The organism is Amycolatopsis solani, from assembly GCF_033441515.1.
Lineage (GTDB): Bacteria > Actinomycetota > Actinomycetes > Mycobacteriales > Pseudonocardiaceae > Amycolatopsis > Amycolatopsis solani.
The window spans coordinates 1,992,482-2,011,741 of the sequence record NZ_JAWQJT010000003.1 but is presented as its reverse complement, the minus strand read 5'-3'; the positions used below and the strand labels follow the sequence as shown (position 1 = coordinate 2,011,741).

Genomic DNA, 19,260 nt, shown 5'->3' with positions numbered 1-19,260 from the left:
GGGTGGAACTCCACGTGAACGTGACGTAGGTTCCCCGAGTCGTCAAGTTTGCCCTGGAGGGTCGCCGTGTCCGGAAAATGGTCAGGTCTCGTCAAGCTCGCCGCCGCCGCGGCCATCGGCGCCACCGTCGCGTCGGGAGCCACCGCGCTGGCCGGTTCGGACGACGCGACCGCCGCCCGCGCCAAGGAGCCGGCCAACATCGGCCAGGTCAAGCTGGACGTCAAGGCGTACTACGGCGACTACCTCGACGCCGCGGGCAAGCACCACTACTCCGACACGAGCCGGTTCGTGAAGGACACCAACCGCGTGGTCACCGACGCGAAGCGCTACCTGCAGCAGCAGCTCGGCAAGGTCGAGAACCCGGCGATCGTGCTCGACGTCGACGACACGTCCGAGATCACCTACGGCTGGGAAGCCGACAACGACTTCGGCTTCGACCCGGTCAAGCAGCAGCAGGCCATCGACAACGGGACATTCGTCGCGAACAAGCCGGTGCTTGAGCTGAGCAACTGGGCCGTCCAGCACGGCGTCAAGCTGTACTTCCTGACCGGCCGCAACGAGCTGCAGGGCCCGCAGTCGCTGAAGAACCTGGCCAACGAGGGCTACCCGGCCCCGGCCGGCGCGTTCTTCAAGCCGAAGGTGACCGCGCCGGACTACCTGCCGTGCGGCCTGACCTGCACCACGGTCCAGTACAAGTCGGGCACGCGGGCGCACATCGAGGCGACCGGCGCGAAGATCGTGCTGAACGTCGGCGACCAGTTCAGCGACCTCGAAGGCGGCTACGCCCTGCGTCCGGTGAAGCTGCCGAACCCGATGTACTACCTGCCCTGACCGCGGAATAACCGCGGGCCCCGGCGTGCTGCTCCTGGTACACGACCTTTCCGAGGAGCAGCCATGCCGGAGAAGAAGGTGCTGGTGCCGGGCCCGGACCACCCGATCACCGTCGAGCCGACCAAGGCCCGCGTGGTGGTCAAGGCGGGCGGGCGCGTCATCGCGGACAGCCGCAACGCGTTCACCCTGCAGGAGTCCACGTACCCGGCGGTCCAGTACATCCCGCGGGCGGACGTCGACTTCAGCGTGCTGGAGCGGACCGACCACGAGACGTACTGCCCGTACAAGGGCGAGAGCAGCTACTACAGCCTGAACGCCGGAGACGTGCACGGCGAAAACGCGGTCTGGACGTACGAGAAGCCGTACGACCCGGTCGCGGCGATCAAGGACCACGTTGCGTTCTACCCGAATGTGGTGGACTCCATCGAGCTCGTCGAGGACTGAGCCAAGCCTCGCGCGGCACCGTCACCTGGTGGCGGTGCCGCGCGGGTGGCTCAGCCCGTGTAGCCGGCGAAGATCTTCCCGAACTCGTACTTCGACTGCGGCACGTTCGTGCACTTGTACAGCGCGCCGGTGCACGCGTTGGCGTCGCGGCCGGCTTCCCAGAACGACAGCATGCCCAGGTGCACGGTCTTGGCGAACGCCACCAGCGCCTTCGCGTCCTTCTGGTAGAAGATTTCGTTCTGCGAGTCGTTGACGCCGATCATCGGGGTCACGCCGACCTTCTTCCAGGCCGCCGCGTCGCTCAGCCCGTACAGCGACTTGAGCTGCGCCTGCGTCGCCTTGGCCGCGGAAATCGCTTTCGCGCCCTGGTCGCCCGCGCCCTGGTAGTAATCCATGGCCATCACGTTCACCAGATCCAGGTTCACCCCGGCGTCCTTGGCGGATTTGACGACGTTGAGGCCGTCGGCGGTGAGGCCGTTGGGCAGCACCGGCAGGGTGAGCGAGATCTTCAGGCCCGGGTTGTTGTTCTGCAGGGTCTTCAGCGCCTGCGAACGCCGGGCGATCGTCGTCGGGTCCGCGATGGCCGCGCCCTCGATGTCGAAGTCGGCGTACTTCAGGCCGTAGGCCTTGACGACGGCGTCGTACTCGGCCGCGACCTGGGCGGACGTGCTGCACGCCTGCGCCAGTTCGATGCCGGACGCGCCGCCGAAGGAGATCTTGACGTCGCCGCCCGCGCCGCGGATCTTGGCGATCTCCTCCTTCTGCCAGGCCGTGCGCGGGTCGTAGGCGCCGAACCAGCTGGCCTTGCACCCGTAGGAGTTGACGAACGCGAGCGTGAAGCCCTTGACGCCGCTGGCGGCCGACATCGCCGACAGGCTGGGCGTCGGCCAGGCGCCCATGTCGACGTAGGGCCCGACCGGGATCGGCGAGCCGGCCGCGGCGCTCGCGGGAGCGGAAAAGCCGGTGGCGAGCAGGGCCAGCCCGCCCACGGCGGCGAGCAGGGAACGAAGACGCATGGGTACCTCCACGACGACGAGCGCGGCGGCGGGAATCCTGTCCCCATTGGTATAGACCAGTGACCTTGGTGTAGACCATAGGCCGAACGGGGTACCCCGGTCACCGGGAGTGGCGGCCGGGCTCAGGCCGTCGCGCGGCGGCGTCCCCGGCTCCGGCCCAGCCACCACTCGGCGACCAACAGCGGAACCACCCAGCCGGTCCACGTCGTCAGGCCCGCGATCGCCTGCGTCATCGCGACTTCGCTGCCGCCGAACGTCGTGTCCAGCTGCCCGGGCAGCACGACGGCCCAGAGGATCGCCCACACCCGGTTGCTGATGATCGACATGCACAGCGCGAAGCTGCGGACCATCCACCGGCGGTGTTCCCCGAACTGGCGGGCCCGAGCCGTCCGATAACCCTGCAGGGTGCAGCCGAACCAGAGCGTCGCGAGCAGGACGTTCGACACCGCGCCGACCGGGCCGAACGGCGCCGCGAGCGCGATCACGAACCCCGCGATCGACGCCGGGAGCGCGCCGGCGAACACGTACACGCGCCCGGTTCGGCGGTGCACCGCCGGGTGCTTCTGCCGCAGCCACGGCCAGATCTGCAGCGCGCACGTCACCATCGCGATCGTCGCGAACCCGATGTGCGTCACCAGCACGGGGTAGTACCAGCCGGTGGGGGCCGGGATCCGGGACTCCGCCGGGTTCAGCCCGAGGTACGGCGGCAGCGAATACACCAGGAACACCGTGACGAGCAGCCCCAGCGGGAACACCCACGGACGGCGCCACCACGGCGTGGCTCGCCGGGCTTCGCCGATGCTGGCCGGGCGTTCGGTCGTGGTCATGGGATCCCCCTTGTTCTTTGACGCTGTATTCGCACCGTATGAACGTGTGCCTGACTGCGGCAATCCTTCCTGTGGACATTGGGGGAGTACCCTGAAAGCGTTCTAGGTGTCAGGGGCAAGTGTTCTAGTACGGATCGAGGTGTTCGTGGCCGAGACGGCGCCGTACCTGCGGATCGCGGCGGACCTGCGCCGCCGGATTTCGGCCGGCGAGCTGCGGCCCGGCGACCGCGTCCCGTCGACGCGCGCGCTGGTCCGCGAATGGGGCGTGGCGATGGCGACGGCCGCGAAAGCGCTGTCCGCACTGGGGGAGCAGGGCTGGGTGCGCGCGGTGCCGGGCAGCGGCACGGTCGTCGCCGACCGGACGCCGGTCAAGCCGCCGCTGGGCCGGGACGTCCTGGTGCGCGCGGCGATCGCGCTCGCCGACGCCGAGGGCCTCGCGGCGCTGTCGATGCGGCGGCTCGCCGCGGAGCTGGGCGTCGGGCCGATGGCGTTGTACCGCCACGTGCCCGACAAGGACGAGCTGCTCCGCCTGATGGCCGACGCGGCGCTGGGGGAGGCGGAGCTGCCCGAGCCGGGCCCGGCGCAGTGGCGGCCACGTCTCGAGCTGGCGGCCCGCGCGCAGTGGAGCGCGTACCGGCGTCACCCGTGGCTGGCGCCGATCCTGCTGAACTCACTGGTCCGGCCCCCGGTCCTGGCGGCGGGCCTGCGCCTGGTCGACTGGTCCCTGCGCGCCCTGACGGGCACCACCCTGCGGCGGCGGGTGAAACTCCAGGTCGTCATGACCCTCAACGGCTGGGTCGGCGGCCTGGCGGTGAGCAACGCGTTCGAGGTCCAGACCGAGCAGGACACCGGCATCACGGGCGACCAGCGACTGGCGGCGGACATGGCGCTGCTCGCGGGCTACCTGGAGTCGGGCCGGTTCCCGGAGCTCACCGAGGTGATGACCGGCGTCGAGGACGTCGACCTCGACGAGGCGTTCGAGTTCGGCTTGCACCGCCAGCTCGACGGCATCGCGGTACTGCTGGGCGAGGGCGCCCGCCTAAACTCGAGCCGGTGTTGATCACCACGGAACGCCTCACGCTGCACGCGTGGTCCGAAGAATGCTTCGACGGCCTGTTCGCACTGGCCCAGCTCCCGGAGACGGTCCGCTACGTCGGAACCGGCGAGCCGTGGAGCCACGAGCACACGCTGGGCAAACACCGGGCAACGCTGTCCCACTGGGCCTCGCACGGCTTCGGCTGGTTCGCGGTCTCGGCAACGCCGGGTTCGTTCGACGGCGTGGTGTCGTTGGTCCGCCGCAGCGCAACGGAGTCGGGCCTGGGTACCCCAGCGGTGGAGATGGGCTGGTGGATCGCCCCTTGGGGCTGGGGCCTGGGCTACGCGACCGAAGCGACGTCGGCGGTGCGGGACAGGGCGTTCGCCTCGGGCTGGGCCGACCGGCTACTGGCGGTGTACGAGCCGGCGAACACGGCGTCGGCCCGGGTGGTGGCGAAGCTGGGGTTCACGCCGCACAGCAAGTTCACGCTGAACGGCCGGGTCGAGCAACGGGCGGTGCTGGACCGCCCGCACTGACCTGTCCACAACGCCGGACGGGTGTGGACAGGTCAGGCGATCGGGCAGTTTTGTCGGGCCCCGCCGGTAGACTGGAGCAGGGGACGCCCCCCCACGGGAGGGCGGTTTCTAGGGCTGGTTGCAACACCTGAGTGGTCAGGAGTTGCTTCGTGGCTGCACACCGGCCGCATCCTGCGGCGGCCGCGGATGGCCACCCCGATGGTGACGATCACCGACCGCCCCGCCGAGGTGGCGGACCGGGCGGTGCCCGGGCACTGGGAAGGCGACCTGACCATGGGCGCGCACAACCGGTCGGCGATCGGCACCCTGGTGGAGCGCACCGCCCGCGATGCACCTGCACGGCCAGTTCACCGCGGCCACCACCATGCCGGTCTACTTCTGCGACCCGCACGCCCCCTGGCAACGCGGGAGCAAAGGCACCGACCTGAACGTGCACACCGCAGAACACCTCGACACGGTCGCGGTCGAGCTCAACGACCGGCCCCGGATGACCCTCGACCGGGACAGTCCGCCGAACGCATGACACAGCTACTCGTCCCCACCCACTACCAACAGCAGTGTTGCAACGACCACTAGAAATCGCCGAAGGGCGGGGGCCGGCCCGCTAGGGGACAGCGGCGACCGGAACCTCACCGACCCACCGCCGCAAGGCCTCCTCAAGCCCAGCATCGTCCGTACCGTCACTCACCCAAGCAACATGCCCGTCCGGCCGCAAAAGCACCGCCCCGAAGTCCGAAGTGGACGCAGCCGCCACCACCTCGACCTCCGCCGACCACCCCCCGAACGTTCCAGTCAGATCCACCAGCACCGGCCGACCCGAATGCAGCAGCGCCGTCAACCGCGTCGGCCGGCCCGCGACGGTCAACGCGACATCCGGTGCCAGCCGCCCCAGCCAAGGATGCCCGCCGGGCTCGTAACAAGCGTCCAACCCCGTGAAAATCTCGGCCAGCGCCCGATTCCCCGCCGGATGCGCGGCCACCCGCCGCAGCAAATCCGCCCACGGCTCTCCAGTGGCCGCCTCCTCCAAAGCGACCTGCGCCCGCGTGTTCGCCAAAATCCGCTCACCCGCGGCATGCCGCTCATCGTGATACGTATCAAGCAGCCCGGAGGAAGCCGTCCCCCGTACCGTCGCCGCCAGCTTCCAGCCGAGGTTGAACGCGTCGTCCAGGGCCACGTTCACCCCGATCGCCCCCGCCGGCGGGTGGATGTGCGCCGCGTCGCCGGCCAGCAGGACCCGGCCCGACCGGTAACTCGACGCCAAGCGGGCCGCGTCGCCGAAGCGGGTCAGCCAGCGGGGTGCGCGCAGCGGGACGTGCCGCCCCAGCACCGCGTCCACCTGCGCCTGCACCAGCTCCAGCGTGACCGGCGTGTCCTTGTCCGACGGCGGTTCGTCCTCCCGGACGACGATCCGGACGTACCCGGGCCGCGGGATGACGAACACCGTCCGCCCGTCCGGACCGGCGGACGGCCCGTACGGCAGCTCGCATTCGACGTCGGCGAGCAGCGCGAACCAGCGCGCCTCCATGCCGGGGAAGCTGATCCCGGCCTGCTTGCGCACCTTGCTGCGCCCGCCGTCGCAACCCACCAGATACCGCGCGCGAACCGAGAGTCCATTGTGGATCGATGCGGTGACCCCGGAATCGTCCTGGGTGAAGGAAAGCAGCTCGTGGCCGCGCAGGATGTCGGCGCCGAGTTCGAGCGCGCGTGCCTCCAGCACCTCCTCGACGCGGGTTTGTGGAATACCCAGGGAAAACGGGTGATCGGTCGCCGTGCCGTCGAGCAGCAACGGGCCGGGCAGGCCGGAGGCCGGGGCGTGCGGCACCTGGTGCCCCTCGGCGACCAGGCCGTCGGCCAGCCCGCGCCGGGCCAGCAGGTCGAGCGAACGCGAATTGAGGTTGAAGCCGCGGCAGTACGGCGGGGGCTCCGGGTGGCGTTCGACGATCGTGGTGCGGACGCCCGCCAGCGCGAGTTCCGCGGCGAGCAGCAGGCCGGCCGGGCCGGCGCCGGCGATGAGGACGTCGGTTTCGAGCACAGTTCTTTCCCCTCAGAAGTTTTCGGGCCACGGCAGGGAGCCGGCGCGGATTTCGGCGGCCGTGCGGCGGGCCCAGTCGAGCTCGGCCTGCCACGCGTGCCGCACGAACTCGACCTCGATCATGAACAGCCGCGGCGCCCCCTTGCCGACCGTCTCGGCCAGCGCCGTGTCGGCGCCCTCGATGCGTCCGGCCAGGTGGCGCGCCCGTTCCTCCAGCGCGTCGGCGGCGCGATCCGGGCCCAGCGCGCCGAGGTAGCTCACCGCCGCGACGAACTTCGGGTACTCCGCGACCGGTTCGCGCACCAGTTCGTCGAGCCACGCGATGAACTCCTGACGGCCTAGTTCGGTGTGCGCGTAGACGGTCCGTTCCGGCCGGTTGCCCTCGCGGACGGTCTCGACCGGCTCGATCCAGCGGTGCTTCGCCAGCGACTCCACGGTGTCGTAGAGCGAACCGGGGTTGATCTTGAAACTCGTGTCCTTGTACCGCTCGCGCAGCGTGGACGCCATTTCGTACGGGTGCATCGGGCGTTCCAGCAGCAAGCCGAGCAGCGCCAGGGCGAGGGTGTTGCGAATCTTGCGCGCCACTAGTCGCTCCCTATCAGTCGGATCCGACTATAGCGACTAGAAGCGCGTGTTCGCCAGCCAGTGCCGGAACAGCACCGCGTCGCCGGAGACGCCGATCCGCGGGTCGTCCGCGGCGAGGCGCCCGGTCAGCGCGAGCAGCAGGTCGGCGGCCCGGCCTTCGACGACGACGTCGGCCGCGGCGGGCTCGTGGCTCACTTCGACCGCTGACGGCGTCCGCCGGATCAGCCAATCGAGGTCCGGTTCGGTCGCGTGGAACAGCAGCGTCTCGCCGGCGCCACGCAGCGACGCCCGGTCCAGCGCCGGGTGCGGCTGCCGCGAAAAGACGGAGACCAGGCCGAGGCCTTCGGTGATCCCGTCCGCGGCGAGTTCGGCGTCGACGTCGTACGGCTGGCCGGTGGCGAGCGCCGCGTCCGCGCGGTGGACGACCGTCTCATGGGTCAGCCGCCGCGTCCAGAACCCGGCGCGGCGATCGGGCGTCCAGGTCGACGTCGGGGTCTCGGGGCCGACCTCGGTCACCGCGGCCACGAGCCGCTCGGCGCCGTCGCGGAGCCAGCCGCCGAGGCCGGCGAACCCGGGTGGGTCGTCGATCGTGACGGCCTCGAACGGCACGTACCCCGCCGGTCGGCTCGCGATGATCACGGCGGACTTGTGGTACGCCACCCCGACGTGCAGGCTCAGGTCGCACAGTGTCCACTCAGGACACGTCGGGACGCGCGAATCCGGTTCGGCGCCCGCGATCGTCGCCCCGAACCGCGCCGCTTCATCGACGAGTGCGACGGCCAGCCGGTCGTGGCTCAACGACGTCATCCGGCCACGGTAGCCCTTCGCGCGGCGGCCATGGGGTCATGATCGGCTGCCCCAACGGGCGTCCCTTCCGTAGGGTGGCGAGGTGACGGGTGATCTGAAACGGGCCCGCCTGGGGGTTTCGGTCGTGTTCGCGGTGTGCGGTGCCGCGTTCGCGACCTGGCTGGCCCGGGTGCCGGCGGTGCAGGAACAGCTGGGACTGAGCACGGGCGCGCTGGCGACCGGCCTCTTCGGCCTCGCCGCCGGCTCGGTGCTGGCGCTGCTGGGCGCGGGCGCGCTGCTGACCCGGATCGGCAGCCGCGCGGCCGTCGTGCTGGGGGCGGTCGTGCTGTGCGCGGGACTGCCGCTGGTCGCGTTCGCCTGGTCGGCGCCGGTGTTCGTCGCCGCGCTCGTCGTGCTCGGCGTCGGCAACAGCCTGCTCGACGTCGCGATGAACGCGCACGCCGCGCGCGTCGAGGAGGGTTACGGGCGGCCGATCTTCGCCGGCTTCCACGCCTTCTGGAACATCGGCGGCCTCGCCGGTTCCGGCGTCGATGCGCTGATGGAGGCCGCGCACGTCCCGGTGTCGGTGCACTTCCCGCTCGCCGGCGCGGCGCTGCTCGCGCTCGCGCTGTGGGCGGCCCGCACCCGGTTCCTCACCGGCGCCGACCGCGGCCAGGGCGAAGCGGCGTTCGCGTGGCCGAGCCGGGCGCTGGTGCCGCTGGGCGTGCTCGCGTTCTGCGGGTTCGTCGCCGAAGGCGCGGTCAACAGCTGGAGCGCGGTCTACCTCGCCGACGTCACCGGCGCGACACCGGCGTTGGCCTCCCTGGGCTACTTCGCCTTCTCGGCGACGATGATCGCCGTCCGCCTGGTCGCCGACCGCGTCGTGGCGCGCACGGGCCCAGTCGCTTTCGTCCGCGTCGCGGCGGCGGTCGCGGTGCTCGGGTTCGCCGTGGTCCTCGCCGCGCCATGGCCGGTTGCGGGCGTGCTCGGCTTCGCGGTGGTGGGGCTCGGCGTGGCCGGGATCGTGCCGATCGCGTGGAGCGCGGCGAGCCGGAAGCAGGCGGACGCGCCGGGCCGCGCGGTCGCCGCCGTCGCGGCGTGCGGCTACCTGGGCTTCCTGGTGGAGCCGGCGCTGGTGGGCGCGCTGGCGACCCGCGTCGGCCTGCACTGGGCCCTGTCGTCGGCGGTCGTGGTCACGTTCGGGATCGTGTTCCTCGCGCCGTCGTTGCGGGTCCGGTCACGCCAGTCGCTCCCGCAGTAGCCGCCGGAGGGCTTTTCGGTTGCCGCTCGCTTCCACCAGGCCGCTCTCGATCGCGGCGTCGAGGTCCGTCGGATCTTCGAGCAGCGCGTTCAGCGTCGGCGGGTCGGTGCGGATCGCGGCGTCCGGCGCATCGGGCGCACCGGGCTCGACGCTCAGGCGGCCCGGCTCGGTGCGGACCGTCCACACGCGAGCGTCGAGCTCGACGCGGTAGCAGGCGGCGCGGCGGGGACGCGCGCCACCGCGGAGGAACAGCAGCACGGACGTCGTGCCGAGGTGCGCGTCCGGTGGTCGCGGAATGCCGCCACCCCAAGCCCCGAGAGCGAGCACGACGGGTTCCAGCTCACGACCCCAGCCGGTCAGCTCGTAGACGGTGGATCCGGCCGGCGGCGGCAGTTTCCGCCGGACGACGACGCCGTGGCCTTCGAGTTCCCGGAGCCGGTCGGTGACGAGGTTGGAACTGGCACCCGGCAGCGCGCGCCGGACGTCGGAGAACCGTTGCGGCCCAAGGAGAAGCTCGCGCACGACGAGCAGGGCCCATCGTTCCCCGACGACGTCCAGCGCGCGGGCGATCGTGCAGGCGTCCCCGTAGCTGCGGCTCGTCGGCATACTTTCAAAGTACAACTCCGGGGTTGTTTTTAACAACTAGACGGGCGTACGGTGCCGCTATGAGCCGACCTGTCGTGCACTTCGAGATCATCGGAACCGACCCGGCGAGCCTGCGCGGGTACTACGGCGAGCTGTTCGGCTGGGAATTCGACTCGTCGGCGCCGGTGTCGGCCCAGGTGTCGGAACCCGGCTACGGCTTCGTCGAGTCCGGCACCATCCCGGGCGGCATCGGCGGCGGTACGGGGTATGAGAGCCACGTGGTGTTCTACGTGGGCGTCCCGGACGTCGCGGCGGCGCTGGCGGAGGCCGAGCGCCTCGGCGGCACCCGCCGGCTGGGCCCGGATCGCGCGCCGGGCCGCGATCTGGTGGTCGCCCAGTTCACCGATCCGCAGGGCAACCTGGTGGGCCTGGTCGGTCCGGCTTGACCTCCACCGAGCTGGAGCTTCGAGACTGACGGGATGACGATCTGGATCTGCGGCACCTGCGGCGTCGAACACCCCGACACCGAAGAGCCGCCGCCCGGCGACTGCGCGATCTGCGCCGACGACCGGCAGTGGGTGCCCGCCTCGGGACAGGTGTGGACGACGCTCGCCGAGCTCGACGGCCGGCCGATCGTGCACGAAGAACCCGAGCCCGGCCTGCACCGGTTCAACCGCGAGCCGCCGTCCGGCATCGGCCAGTGGACGCACCTCGTCCGGACCCCGCACGGCAACCTGCTGTGGGACCCGCCGAACCACCTCGACCCCGCGCTGGCCACGGTGCTCGAAGAGCTGGGCGGGGCCGCCGTGATCGTCGCGAGCCACCCGCACATGTACGGCTCGCAGGTCGGCTGGAGCCACCGGCTGGGCCGCGTCCCCGTGCTGGTCCACGCCGCCGACCGGGCGTGGGTGCGGCGGGAGGACCCCGTCATCCGGGACTGGTCCGGCACCGAAGAGGTACTGCCCGGGGTGACCCTCGTCGAAGCGGGCGGGCACTTCCCCGGCGCGGCGGTCGCGCACGTCGATACCGGCACCGGCGGCTTCCTGCTGACCGGCGACACCATCCTCCCGGTCCCCGCCGCCGGGTGGGTGACGTTCATGCGCAGCTACCCCAACCGGATCCCGCTCTCCGCGGGCTTGGTGCGGCGCATCGTGGACCGCCTCGAGCCCTACGAGTTCGACCGCCTCTACAGCCTCCTCGGCGCCACGGTCCTCGGCGACGCCAAGAACGCCGTGCGACGGTCCGCCGAGCGGTACACCGCCTGGGTCAGCGGAGCGAACGACCACCTCGGCTGAGCCACGGGACTCACGCGGTCGGCCGGCCGGCTCCCGCGAAGTCGTCGCCGTCCCGGCGGTAGGAGTGGACCTGGACCGCCTGGCCCGTCTGCGGCGCGTCGATCATCTGCTGGTTGCCGATGTACAGCCCGACGTGGTGGATCTTCGTCGCCGGTTCGCCGTAGAAGATCAGGTCGCCCAGCTGCGGGTCGGTCACGTGCGGCACGCTCCGGAACTGCGTGTCGGCCGTGCGCATGAGCTTGACGCCGGCGCTCGCGTACGCCGCCGTCGTCAGGCCCGAGCAGTCGAAGCCCGGGTCGTTGCCGCCGGTGCCGTTGCCGCCCCAGATGTAGGGGAGGCCGATCTTGTCGATGGCGAAGTTCACCGCGCTCAGCACCGCCGCGTTCGGCGCCGCCGAGCCCTGGCCGACCGTGCCGTAGACGTTGACCGTGGCGAGCGTCCGGTGCAGGAACAGCGGCGCGGCCTGCAGCGTGCTGACCGAGTCCCACCAGACCTGGCCCTGGGACAGGTCGTGGCCGTCGGCGCAGAGCGCGCGGCCGGTGGTCAGCGCGGCGTCGTCGATGTTCTGGACATCGGGCTTCCCGCCGGCGTAGCTCGCCTGGTACTTGCTCCAGATCGACGGCGCCAGCTGCAGCGGCCCGGCGGCGTTCGCGGCCGAGACGACCTTGTTGTAGAAGTCGCGCACCTCGATCGTGCCGAGCGGCTTGTCCAGCACGCCCGTGGTGCCGAACTGGCCACCCTGAGCCCGCCCGTGGTCCGTGGTCACTTTTCCGACCGCGGCCAGCGTCACCCAGGAAAGGTGGCACCCGGGGACGTCCTTGCCGATTTTCGTCGTCGCCTTCGCGTAGCCGACCATCGCGCGCAGCGGGATGTCGAGCCACTGGCTGGTCTTGGACGCCCAGGCGTCGAACTCGCTCGCTTCGGGCACCTTCGGCGGCGTCGACGTCTGCGGCGGCGTGGTCGTTTTTACGACAGACGGCGAGGGCGACGACGTCGGCGTGCCGGTCGCGGCCGCGTTCGTCGTCTCCTCCTGCTTCGGCGCGAACTGCACGCCGACCACCAGCGCGGCGGCGACGACGACCACAGCGGCCACCACGACCGCGGCCTTCCGCCGGCGCGGCTCGGGCGTCTCTTCCGGCACGATCTCGGGCTCGTCGCTCACCGCGCGGCCCCGGTCAGCCGATCGAGGACGAAGCCGCGCAGGCCGTCGAGGTCGGTGTCCACCGCGACCTCGATCGGGCGGCCGGGGGAGAACTGCGGATCGTCTTCGCCGAGCCGCCGCCGGTCGACCAGGGTCTGCCCGCGCGCCGGGCCCAGCCCGCAGTCGACGTCGACGCGGTAGGTCTCGGTCCGCAGGATGCCCGGCGAAATCGCCTCCGCGACCGCGACGGCGTCGTGCATGACCATCCGGTCTTCGCCGAACACGCGCGTGTAGTGCTGCCGGTAGGTGGAGGTGAGGCCTTCGAGGGTGGCGCCGACCGGGCCCGAGGCCGCGAGCTTCGCCAGCCATTCGCCGTCGACGGCACAGCGGTGGGTCAGGTCGAGCGGGACCAGCACCACCGGGACGTCCTCCTCGACCAGCACCCGCCGCGCCGATTCGGGGTCGCTCCAGATGTTGAACTCGGCGGCGGTCGTGCTGTTGCCGAAGGTCACTCCGCCACCCATGATCACCAGCCGAGCGATCTTCGCCGCCGCGCCCGGGTGGGCCGCGAGCAGGGCGGTGATGTTCGTCAGCGGGCCGATCGGGGCGATGGTCACCGGCTCGTCCGCGGCATCGAGCAGGTCGAGCATGAGCCGGACGGCGTCACGTTCGTCGAGCGGGCGGCTCGCTTCGGGCAGCGTGTAGGAGTGGCCCGACAGGCCGTCGCCGCCGTGGACCTCCTTCGCGTCGCGCGGCTTGGAGTACACCAGCGGGCGCGCCGACCCGGCGGCCACGGGCACGTCCGCGCGGCCGAACAGCTCCAGCAGCCGGCGCGCGTTCGAAGTCGTGCGCTCCAGGGGTACGTTGCCGAACACCGACGTCACGCCCAGCAGGTCGACGTCCGGGGACAGCGCCGCCAGCGCGATCGCCAGCGCGTCGTCGACCCCCGGGTCGGTGTCGATGATCAGCTTCGTGCCCATCCAGCTCCCCTTGCCTGTGAACCCGTCCCGTACACAGGTTACGGTCACGGGCATGACGTCGATGTGGGGTGCGCCCGCGCTGTCGCGGGTGCGGGCCTGGCGCCGCGCCCGGCAGGACCCGCGGCAGGCGAAGTTCCTGACCGCCGACTCGCTGCGCTGGGTGCTGCGCAACCGCGCGTACACGCCCTGGTACCTCGTCCGGTACTACCGGCTGCTCAAGTTCCGGCTCGCCAACCCGCACATCATCCTGCGCGGGATGCTCTTCCTCGGGAAGAACGTCGAGATCCACTGCCGCCCCGGCTACGGGCGCCTGGAGATCGGCCGCTGGGTCCACATCGGCGACGGCAACGCCATCCGCTGCCACGAGGGTTCGCTGCGGATCGGCGACAAGTCCGTGTTCGGCCGCCAGAACGTGATCAACTGCTACCTCGACATCGAGCTCGGCGCGGCCACCCTGGTCGCCGACTGGGTGTACATCTGTGACTTCGACCACGTCATCGCGGACATCCACGTCCCGATCAAGGACCAGGGCATCGTGAAGTCGCCGGTCCGCATCGGCCCGGACACGTGGCTCGGCACCAAGGTCAGCGTCCTGAAGGGCACCCGCATCGGCCGCGGCAGCGTGCTGGGCGCGCACGCGGTCGTCCGTGGTGACATCCCGGACTACTCGATCGCGGTCGGCGCCCCGGCCCGCGTCGTGCGCAACCGCGAAGAGGACTACGCGGCCGACGCGGCTCGTCGCGAAGCCGTCGCCGACATGGCGCGGAAGGCCAACAAAGCGCTGCAGAAGACCCTCGAGCAGTAGATCTACTCAGGCCGTTCGGCGCTTTTCCGGACAGACTGGTCCGGTGGGAGAGATCCGGACCGCGTGGGCCTCGGTCGTACTGGCGTTGTGCGCCGTGGGCCTGCTGCTCGTCGTCCCGTTCCTGGTGTTGCTGGGCTTCCTGGCGAGCATCCCGGTGTTCGGCGAGACGACCGGCGCTGCCGGCGGCTACCTGACCTGGGCGGCGGTGCTCGGCGTGGCACTGCCGCTGGTCGGCGTGGTCGTTTCGGTGACCACCCGCCGCCGCGGCTGGACTTGGTTCTTCGGCATCTGCCTGGCATTGGCGGCGGCGATCGCCGCCATTTCGTGGGCTGACGACCTCCGGCACGCCCCACCGCCCCCGCCGGGGCCGCGCCACTGCGTCGAGCGCAGCGGCGGCGGCAACGACTGCCCGGGCGGCTGAGTCACTCCTCGAACGTCATCTCCGGCGGCGGCCGCCGGAAGCCGCGGGTGATCGCGGCCAGGACGACGATGCCGATCGCCAGCCACACCAGCCCGAAGACCAGCGCGATGCCGTCGAGGTTGACCAGTAGCCACAAATCGACCACGGCGCCGATCACCGGGAAGACCACCCAGGTCAGCACGCGTTTCCCGGCGCGATCCCGCAGCCACGTCGCCAGCACGCTGACGTTGACGAACGTGAACGCGGTGAACGCGCCGAAGTTGATGAACGACGTCGACGTGCTGACGTCCAGCGACAGCGCGACCAGCCCCACCAGCCCGGTGAGCACGATCCCGAACACCGGCGTCGCGAACCGCGGTTGCAGCTTGCCGAAGACCCGCGGCAGCACGCCGTCCCGCCCCATCGCGAACATCAGCCGCGACGCGCTCGCCTGCGCGGCGATCCCGGACGCGAACTGGGCCACGACGAGCCCGGCGAGGAAGAACGACGCGAACAGGTTGCCCCCGATCGTCGTCGCGATTTCGAACGCGGCGGACGACTCGTCGGCGAACGCGCTGCCCGGGTGCGCGAGCTGGGTGAAGTAGGCCAGCACGATGAAGATGCCCCCGCCGATCAGCGCGGTCAGCAGGATCGCGCGCGGAATCGTCTTGCGCGGTTCGGTGGTCTCCTCGGTCAACGTCGTCACGGCGTCGAACCCGAGGAAGGAGTACGTCGCGAGCGCGGCGCCTCCTGAGATCGTGCCTAGCGTGCTGCCGGGGTGGAAGAACGGCTGCGTGCTGGCCAGCGAGCCGCCGACGTGCAGCACCTGTTTGACCGAAAAAACGACGAAGAAGCCGATCACCAGCAGCTGGAAGGCCATCAGGACGAAGTTGGCCTTCTCCGCGATCTTGATGCCCAGGACGTTGAGGGTCGTGGTCAGCGCGATGAAAGTGATCAACCAGATCCAATGGGGCACCGCGGGGAACTCGGCCGAGAGGTAGGCGCCGCCGATCAGCCAGATCACCATCGGCAGGAAGAAGTAGTCGAGCAGCACCGCCCACCCGACGAGGAACCCGGCGCGCGCGTCGACCGATTTCCGGACATAGGTGTAGGCGGACCCGGCGACCGGGTGCGTGGCGGCCATCTTCCCGTAGCTCGCGGCCGTGAACAGCATGGCGACCAGCGCCAGCAGGTACGCGGAAGGGACGGTGCCCTCGGTCGTCGTCGCGACGATCCCGAAGGTGCCGAGCACGATCAGCGGCGCCATGTAGGCGAGCCCGAACAGGACGACGCCGGGCAGCCCGAGCCGGCGCTGCAGCGCGGCCGGGGCCGCGGCCGTGGTGGTCATCGGTCGTCTCCTTCTCGTGGGCGCCAGCGGTCCGGCTCGATCCGGCCCTGGTAGAGCGGCAGGCTGAGGGGCGCGTCGTCCGGGGTGAACTGAGCCCACATGCGGTTGGTGCCCGCGGTGCCCTCACGGCGCACGCGGGCCACTTCGTCGAGGTCGATCGTGTGGGCGAGGACGCCGTGGTCGTTTCCCGGCAACGCGCCGAGGATGTCCCCCTCGGGGCCGACGAGCAGGCTGTCACCCATCCCGACGGGTCCGGCGGTGTTCACGCTGGCGACGAAGACCTGGTTGACGATGGCGTTCGCCCGGGCCAGCACGAGCTCCTGCGCGCGGTCCGGCGTCGTCGTCTGCACGGGGTTGAGCACGAGTTCAGCGCCCATCCAGGCGAGGTGCCGGGTCACTTCGGGGAACCAGGCGTCGTAGCAGATGGAGAACCCGACGCGTCCGGCATCGGCCAGATCGGCGACGACGAACCGGTCACCGGGGTCGTACGGCTCGTGCGGCCGCCACGGGAAGACCTTGCGGTACCAGCCGGCCAGCTCACCCCGCGGGGAGAGAACCAAGGCGGTGTTGAAGAGCTCGCCGTGGTCACCTTTTTCGCAAACAGTGCCGGGGGCGAGCCAGATCCCCAGGTCACCGGCCAGTTCGGCGAGCTCTTGCGTCCGTTGCCCGTGCAGCGGCTCGGCGGTGGCCCGCAGCTGAGCGGTGCGGTCGTCACCTTCGCCGTCGACGCCGCAGAGGTGCAGCTCGGGGAAGGCGACCAGTCGGCTGTCCGGAAAACGGCGAAGGACGTCCTCGACCTCGCCGGCGAACCCGGAGTCCCCGGCCGGCCGAGGCGGCGCCTGCACCAGGGCGATCGGCAGTGGTCGCGACATGGACGAAAAATAGTCCATCTTGAACAGTTAAACAAGAGTGCTCAAGATGAGCAGTTTGTGCGGTACGGTCGTTTCATGGCGACGGCAGACCTGAGCGCCCCCGCGCTGACCGGAATCCGGCGGCTGTCCGCACTCGACACCGTCCGCGCCCGGATCGCCCTCGCCGTGGAGCTCGGGCTGATGAAGCCGGGGGAGAGGTTGCCACCGAACGGCGAAATCGCGCGCGCCCTCGGCGTCGCGGAGATCACGGTGCGAAGGGCCCTGGAGTCCCTGGCCGAAGACGGCCTGATCGAACGCCGCCGCGGCCGCGCGGGCGGAACGCTGGTCGCCGAGCACCCACCGGCGTCACGGGTGAGCGAGGTCGGCGCCTACCGCGAGTCGGCGGGCGAGGTCCGCGAGCTGATCGACCACCGCCTGGTGCTGGAATCGGGTCTGGTCCAATTCGTGGCGAAACGGCCCCCGGACCTCGTGCGCCTCCGGGCCTTGGTCGCCCGGATGGACACGGTGCCGGACTGGGCGGAGTTCCACGAGCTCGACGCGGAGTTCCACCGGACGGTGGCCGTCCCCGCCCCACCGGCGGCGGTCGCCCAGTACGAGACGGTGCTGGCGGAGCTGTACCGGTTTTACCTGCCGTACCCGATGGAGAAGCTGCGCGAGTCGAACCGGGAGCACGCGAGCCTGGTGAAGGCCTTGGCGGCCGGCGACCCGAACGCGGCGGCGCGAGTGACGCGAAAGCACGTGGGCGGCCTCCACCGCACGATGTTCGTCGGCCTTGGCTGAGCTGCCCGAGCACCGGCCATCGCCATAAATCGACCACGGCCTCGGCTCCACGCGCCTGGTCGAAAACTGCCCACGCCCGGGCGGCGCGACGCCGCCGGTCGGGATTCGCCATGGCCCGGCCGCACGAGCCGCAGTCGAAATCCGCCTACGGTCTGGCCGCGCGAGCCCTGGTCGAATTTCGGCCACCGCGGCCATCCCGGCCGTTCGGCGGTGAGCATCGGCTGATCGGCCGATCTCCGCGCCGACCCCTGACCGGCAGCCTGAGCCTCATGTCGATCACCCGGTTCGCCGTCCCGCTGCTCGCCGCCGCGGCGCTGCTGCCCGCCGCGCCCGCCGTCGCCGCCGCCGGTGAGGTCGAGTGGCAGCTCTGCGCCACCGTCGCGAAGGGCTGGGATGCCGGGGACCGGCGCACCGAATGCGCGCTCGTTCCCGTCCCGCTCGACTACGCCGACCCGGGTGGTCCGAAAATCGACATCGCCGTCAGCCGGATCCGGGCCGGTGGGGTGCGGACCGGTGCCGTGCTGCTGAACCCCGGCGGGCCCGGGCAGTCCGGCCTCGACATGCCCCGCAGCATCGCCGACAGCCACGCCGGTGGGATCGGCGTCCACCACGATCTCGTCGGGTTCGATCCCCGCGGGGTCGGCTACAGCGCCGACGTCCCGTGTCCCGTCGACGTCCAGGAGCCGGACCCGGGCGTTCCAGACAAGGAGAAAGCCCGCAAGGCCGCCGAGCGGGCGGCCCGGGCCAACTGGCGCTGCGTCGCCGCCCATCGCGATTTCGTCCGGAATCTGACCACGCCGACCATCGCTCGTGATCTCGACCGGATTCGCGTCGCGCTCGGTGAGGACAAGATCGGCTACTACGGCGTCTCGTGGGGCACCGCGCTCGGCGCGCAGTACCGGACGCTCTTCGACGAGCACGTCGACAAGATGCTGCTCGACTCCGTCATGCCGCCGGACCTGAACGTCACCGCGATGGACGACGGCCAGGCGACCGCGGGCGAGAACACCTTCCACGACTTCGCCTCGTGGATCGCCAGGTACGACACCATTTACCGTTTTGGGACCACGGAGCCGGACGTCGCGAAAGCCCTGCTCGACCTGCGGGCCGAACTGACTGCTCACCCGCGCGGCGACGTGAACGGCGCGACCGTCAACGGCATGCTCGCCAACCCGCGCCGCGAATGGGCGGGTCTGGCCCGGCAGCTCGCCGGGATTCGCGACGGCGGTACGACTTCACCCGAAAGTGCGAAGCAACCCGGGCAGCTCGGCTGGGACGGCGAACCGCACGCGTTCAACCACTTCCAGCAGACCGCTCTGCTCTGCAACGAGTCGCCGAGCCCGCGGGACTTCGAGACCGTCTGGCAGCACCGGCTCGACCGGATGAAGCGGCTGCCGGTCGCGGGCGGCTACGGCCTCTACGAACAGCTCTGCGTCGGCTGGCCCCTGCCCGCGCGGCCGTGGGCGCTCACCGCCGGCAAGAGCCCGCTGCAGCTCGTCGGCCACACCTTCGAACCCGTCACGCCGATCGGCTGGGCGCTCGCGATGCGGCAGCGGATCGGCGGCGAACTCATGACGATCGAGGACGACGTCCATGGCTCGCTGTCGTCGCTGACCTGCGCGAACGCCGTTGTCACTTTTTTCGACACGGGCCGGACGACGTCGGCGTCGTGCGCCGGGGCGCCGATCCCGACGCCGTGA

At 71.0% G+C, this 19,260-nt stretch carries 21 protein-coding genes and 1 pseudogene; 12 read left to right on the top strand and 10 right to left on the bottom strand.

Annotated features, from left to right (window positions below; genetic code table 11):
• Positions 1-66: 66 nt before the first annotated feature.
• Positions 67-831, top strand: coding sequence for an HAD family acid phosphatase (locus SD460_RS41970; protein WP_290052327.1), 765 nt, complete (start codon positions 67-69; stop codon positions 829-831).
• Positions 832-894: 63 nt separating this feature from the next.
• Entirely contained in the window at positions 895-1,275 is a 381-nt protein-coding gene (locus tag SD460_RS41965; RefSeq protein WP_290052328.1) for a DUF427 domain-containing protein, read from the top strand.
• Positions 1,276-1,325: 50 nt separating this feature from the next.
• Here the strand turns inward: SD460_RS41965 and SD460_RS41960 are convergent, their stop codons facing one another.
• Together SD460_RS41960 and SD460_RS41955 are read right to left on the bottom strand one after the other, a co-directional pair.
• Positions 1,326-2,291, bottom strand: coding sequence for a chitinase (locus tag SD460_RS41960; protein WP_290052330.1), 966 nt, complete (start codon positions 2,289-2,291; stop codon positions 1,326-1,328).
• A 122-nt stretch (positions 2,292-2,413) separates the two neighbouring features.
• Entirely contained in the window at positions 2,414-3,118 is a 705-nt protein-coding gene (locus SD460_RS41955) for a DUF2306 domain-containing protein (protein WP_290052331.1), read from the bottom strand.
• Positions 3,119-3,257: 139 nt separating this feature from the next.
• On the opposite strand from SD460_RS41955, the gene SD460_RS41950 reads away from it, so the two are divergent.
• The 3 genes and pseudogenes from SD460_RS41950 to SD460_RS41940 form a co-directional block, all read left to right on the top strand.
• Positions 3,258-4,178 carry a TetR/AcrR family transcriptional regulator C-terminal domain-containing protein gene (locus SD460_RS41950; protein ID WP_438860566.1) on the top strand — a complete coding sequence of 307 codons (921 nt, stop codon included), beginning with the start codon at positions 3,258-3,260 and terminating at the stop codon, positions 4,176-4,178.
• Positions 4,172-4,690 (top strand): GNAT family N-acetyltransferase, encoded by a 519-nt coding sequence (locus SD460_RS41945; protein WP_290052335.1) that lies wholly within the window; start codon positions 4,172-4,174, stop codon positions 4,688-4,690. Before SD460_RS41950 ends, SD460_RS41945 begins: the two co-directional genes overlap by 7 nt.
• A 153-nt stretch (positions 4,691-4,843) precedes the next feature.
• Positions 4,844-5,266: pseudogene (locus SD460_RS41940) on the top strand (transposase); the annotation flags it as partial.
• A gap of 28 nt (positions 5,267-5,294) precedes the next feature.
• Here SD460_RS41940 and SD460_RS41935 read toward each other — a convergent pair.
• From SD460_RS41935 to SD460_RS41925, 3 genes are read right to left on the bottom strand one after another with little or no spacing between them, the layout of a single operon-like run.
• Positions 5,295-6,722 (bottom strand): FAD-dependent monooxygenase, encoded by a 1,428-nt coding sequence (locus SD460_RS41935; RefSeq protein WP_290052336.1) that lies wholly within the window; start codon positions 6,720-6,722, stop codon positions 5,295-5,297.
• Between the two features lie 12 nt (positions 6,723-6,734).
• Complete coding sequence (locus tag SD460_RS41930; protein WP_290052339.1) at positions 6,735-7,307, bottom strand: PadR family transcriptional regulator; 573 nt, start codon at positions 7,305-7,307, stop codon at positions 6,735-6,737.
• A 36-nt stretch (positions 7,308-7,343) separates the two neighbouring features.
• Positions 7,344-8,114, bottom strand: a complete 771-nt coding sequence (locus SD460_RS41925; RefSeq protein WP_290052340.1) for a maleylpyruvate isomerase family mycothiol-dependent enzyme — start codon at positions 8,112-8,114, stop codon at positions 7,344-7,346.
• An 82-nt stretch (positions 8,115-8,196) separates the two neighbouring features.
• Between SD460_RS41925 and SD460_RS41920 the strand changes: the two genes are divergently transcribed.
• Positions 8,197-9,354 carry an MFS transporter gene (locus SD460_RS41920; RefSeq protein WP_318307597.1) on the top strand — a complete coding sequence of 386 codons (1,158 nt, stop codon included), beginning with the start codon at positions 8,197-8,199 and terminating at the stop codon, positions 9,352-9,354.
• Here the strand turns inward: SD460_RS41920 and SD460_RS41915 are convergent.
• Positions 9,331-9,960 carry a winged helix-turn-helix transcriptional regulator gene (locus SD460_RS41915; protein ID WP_290052344.1) on the bottom strand — a complete coding sequence of 210 codons (630 nt, stop codon included), beginning with the start codon at positions 9,958-9,960 and terminating at the stop codon, positions 9,331-9,333. The genes SD460_RS41920 and SD460_RS41915 overlap by 24 nt on opposite strands.
• 59 nt (positions 9,961-10,019) lie before the next feature.
• Between SD460_RS41915 and SD460_RS41910 the strand changes: the two genes are divergently transcribed.
• Both SD460_RS41910 and SD460_RS41905 read left to right on the top strand, forming a co-directional pair.
• Positions 10,020-10,385, top strand: coding sequence for a VOC family protein (locus tag SD460_RS41910; RefSeq protein ID WP_290052346.1), 366 nt, complete (start codon positions 10,020-10,022; stop codon positions 10,383-10,385).
• A 33-nt stretch (positions 10,386-10,418) separates the two neighbouring features.
• Positions 10,419-11,234, top strand: a complete 816-nt coding sequence (locus SD460_RS41905; RefSeq protein ID WP_290052347.1) for an MBL fold metallo-hydrolase — start codon at positions 10,419-10,421, stop codon at positions 11,232-11,234.
• A gap of 10 nt (positions 11,235-11,244) precedes the next feature.
• On the opposite strand, the gene SD460_RS41900 is transcribed toward SD460_RS41905, so the two are convergent.
• Positions 11,245-12,396, bottom strand: a complete 1,152-nt coding sequence (locus SD460_RS41900) for a C40 family peptidase (protein ID WP_438860864.1) — start codon at positions 12,394-12,396, stop codon at positions 11,245-11,247.
• Entirely contained in the window at positions 12,393-13,355 is a 963-nt protein-coding gene (locus SD460_RS41895) for a nucleoside hydrolase (RefSeq protein WP_290052349.1), read from the bottom strand. The genes SD460_RS41900 and SD460_RS41895 overlap by 4 nt, the downstream gene beginning before the upstream one ends.
• A gap of 52 nt (positions 13,356-13,407) precedes the next feature.
• Here SD460_RS41895 and SD460_RS41890 point away from each other — a divergent pair, with 52 nt between their 5' ends.
• Positions 13,408-14,160 (top strand): acyltransferase, encoded by a 753-nt coding sequence (locus SD460_RS41890; RefSeq protein WP_086864487.1) that lies wholly within the window; start codon positions 13,408-13,410, stop codon positions 14,158-14,160.
• A gap of 43 nt (positions 14,161-14,203) precedes the next feature.
• Entirely contained in the window at positions 14,204-14,581 is a 378-nt protein-coding gene (locus tag SD460_RS41885; RefSeq protein ID WP_290052353.1) for a hypothetical protein, read from the top strand.
• Position 14,582: 1 nt separating this feature from the next.
• Here the strand turns inward: SD460_RS41885 and SD460_RS41880 are convergent, their stop codons facing one another.
• Positions 14,583-15,908, bottom strand: coding sequence for an APC family permease (locus SD460_RS41880; protein ID WP_290052355.1), 1,326 nt, complete (start codon positions 15,906-15,908; stop codon positions 14,583-14,585).
• Complete coding sequence (locus tag SD460_RS41875; RefSeq protein ID WP_290052357.1) at positions 15,905-16,780, bottom strand: carbon-nitrogen hydrolase family protein; 876 nt, start codon at positions 16,778-16,780, stop codon at positions 15,905-15,907. Before SD460_RS41875 ends, SD460_RS41880 begins: the two co-directional genes overlap by 4 nt.
• Positions 16,781-16,855: 75 nt before the next feature.
• Here SD460_RS41875 and SD460_RS41870 point away from each other — a divergent pair, with 75 nt between their 5' ends.
• Together SD460_RS41870 and SD460_RS41865 are read left to right on the top strand one after the other, a co-directional pair.
• Entirely contained in the window at positions 16,856-17,560 is a 705-nt protein-coding gene (locus SD460_RS41870; RefSeq protein WP_290052358.1) for a FadR/GntR family transcriptional regulator, read from the top strand.
• A gap of 269 nt (positions 17,561-17,829) precedes the next feature.
• Positions 17,830-19,260, top strand: coding sequence for an alpha/beta fold hydrolase (locus SD460_RS41865; RefSeq protein WP_290052361.1), 1,431 nt, complete (start codon positions 17,830-17,832; stop codon positions 19,258-19,260).

Excerpts from the sequence above, each read along its gene's own strand:
- SD460_RS41965 (WP_290052328.1), top strand. The coding sequence starts at position 895 with ATGCCGGAGAAGAAGGTGCTGGTGCCGGGCCCGGACCACCCGATCACC.
- SD460_RS41960 (WP_290052330.1), bottom strand. The coding sequence starts at position 2,291 with ATGCGTCTTCGTTCCCTGCTCGCCGCCGTGGGCGGGCTGGCCCTGCTC.
- SD460_RS41955 (WP_290052331.1), bottom strand. The coding sequence starts at position 3,118 with ATGACCACGACCGAACGCCCGGCCAGCATCGGCGAAGCCCGGCGAGCC.
- SD460_RS41925 (WP_290052340.1), bottom strand. The coding sequence starts at position 8,114 with ATGACGTCGTTGAGCCACGACCGGCTGGCCGTCGCACTCGTCGATGAA.
- SD460_RS41915 (WP_290052344.1), bottom strand. The coding sequence starts at position 9,960 with ATGCCGACGAGCCGCAGCTACGGGGACGCCTGCACGATCGCCCGCGCG.
- SD460_RS41910 (WP_290052346.1), top strand. The coding sequence starts at position 10,020 with ATGAGCCGACCTGTCGTGCACTTCGAGATCATCGGAACCGACCCGGCG.
- SD460_RS41905 (WP_290052347.1), top strand. The coding sequence starts at position 10,419 with ATGACGATCTGGATCTGCGGCACCTGCGGCGTCGAACACCCCGACACC.
- SD460_RS41895 (WP_290052349.1), bottom strand. The coding sequence starts at position 13,355 with ATGGGCACGAAGCTGATCATCGACACCGACCCGGGGGTCGACGACGCG.
- SD460_RS41890 (WP_086864487.1), top strand. The coding sequence starts at position 13,408 with ATGACGTCGATGTGGGGTGCGCCCGCGCTGTCGCGGGTGCGGGCCTGG.
- SD460_RS41880 (WP_290052355.1), bottom strand. The coding sequence starts at position 15,908 with ATGACCACCACGGCCGCGGCCCCGGCCGCGCTGCAGCGCCGGCTCGGG.
- SD460_RS41875 (WP_290052357.1), bottom strand. The coding sequence starts at position 16,780 with ATGTCGCGACCACTGCCGATCGCCCTGGTGCAGGCGCCGCCTCGGCCG.
- SD460_RS41870 (WP_290052358.1), top strand. The coding sequence starts at position 16,856 with ATGGCGACGGCAGACCTGAGCGCCCCCGCGCTGACCGGAATCCGGCGG.
- SD460_RS41865 (WP_290052361.1), top strand. The coding sequence starts at position 17,830 with ATGTCGATCACCCGGTTCGCCGTCCCGCTGCTCGCCGCCGCGGCGCTG.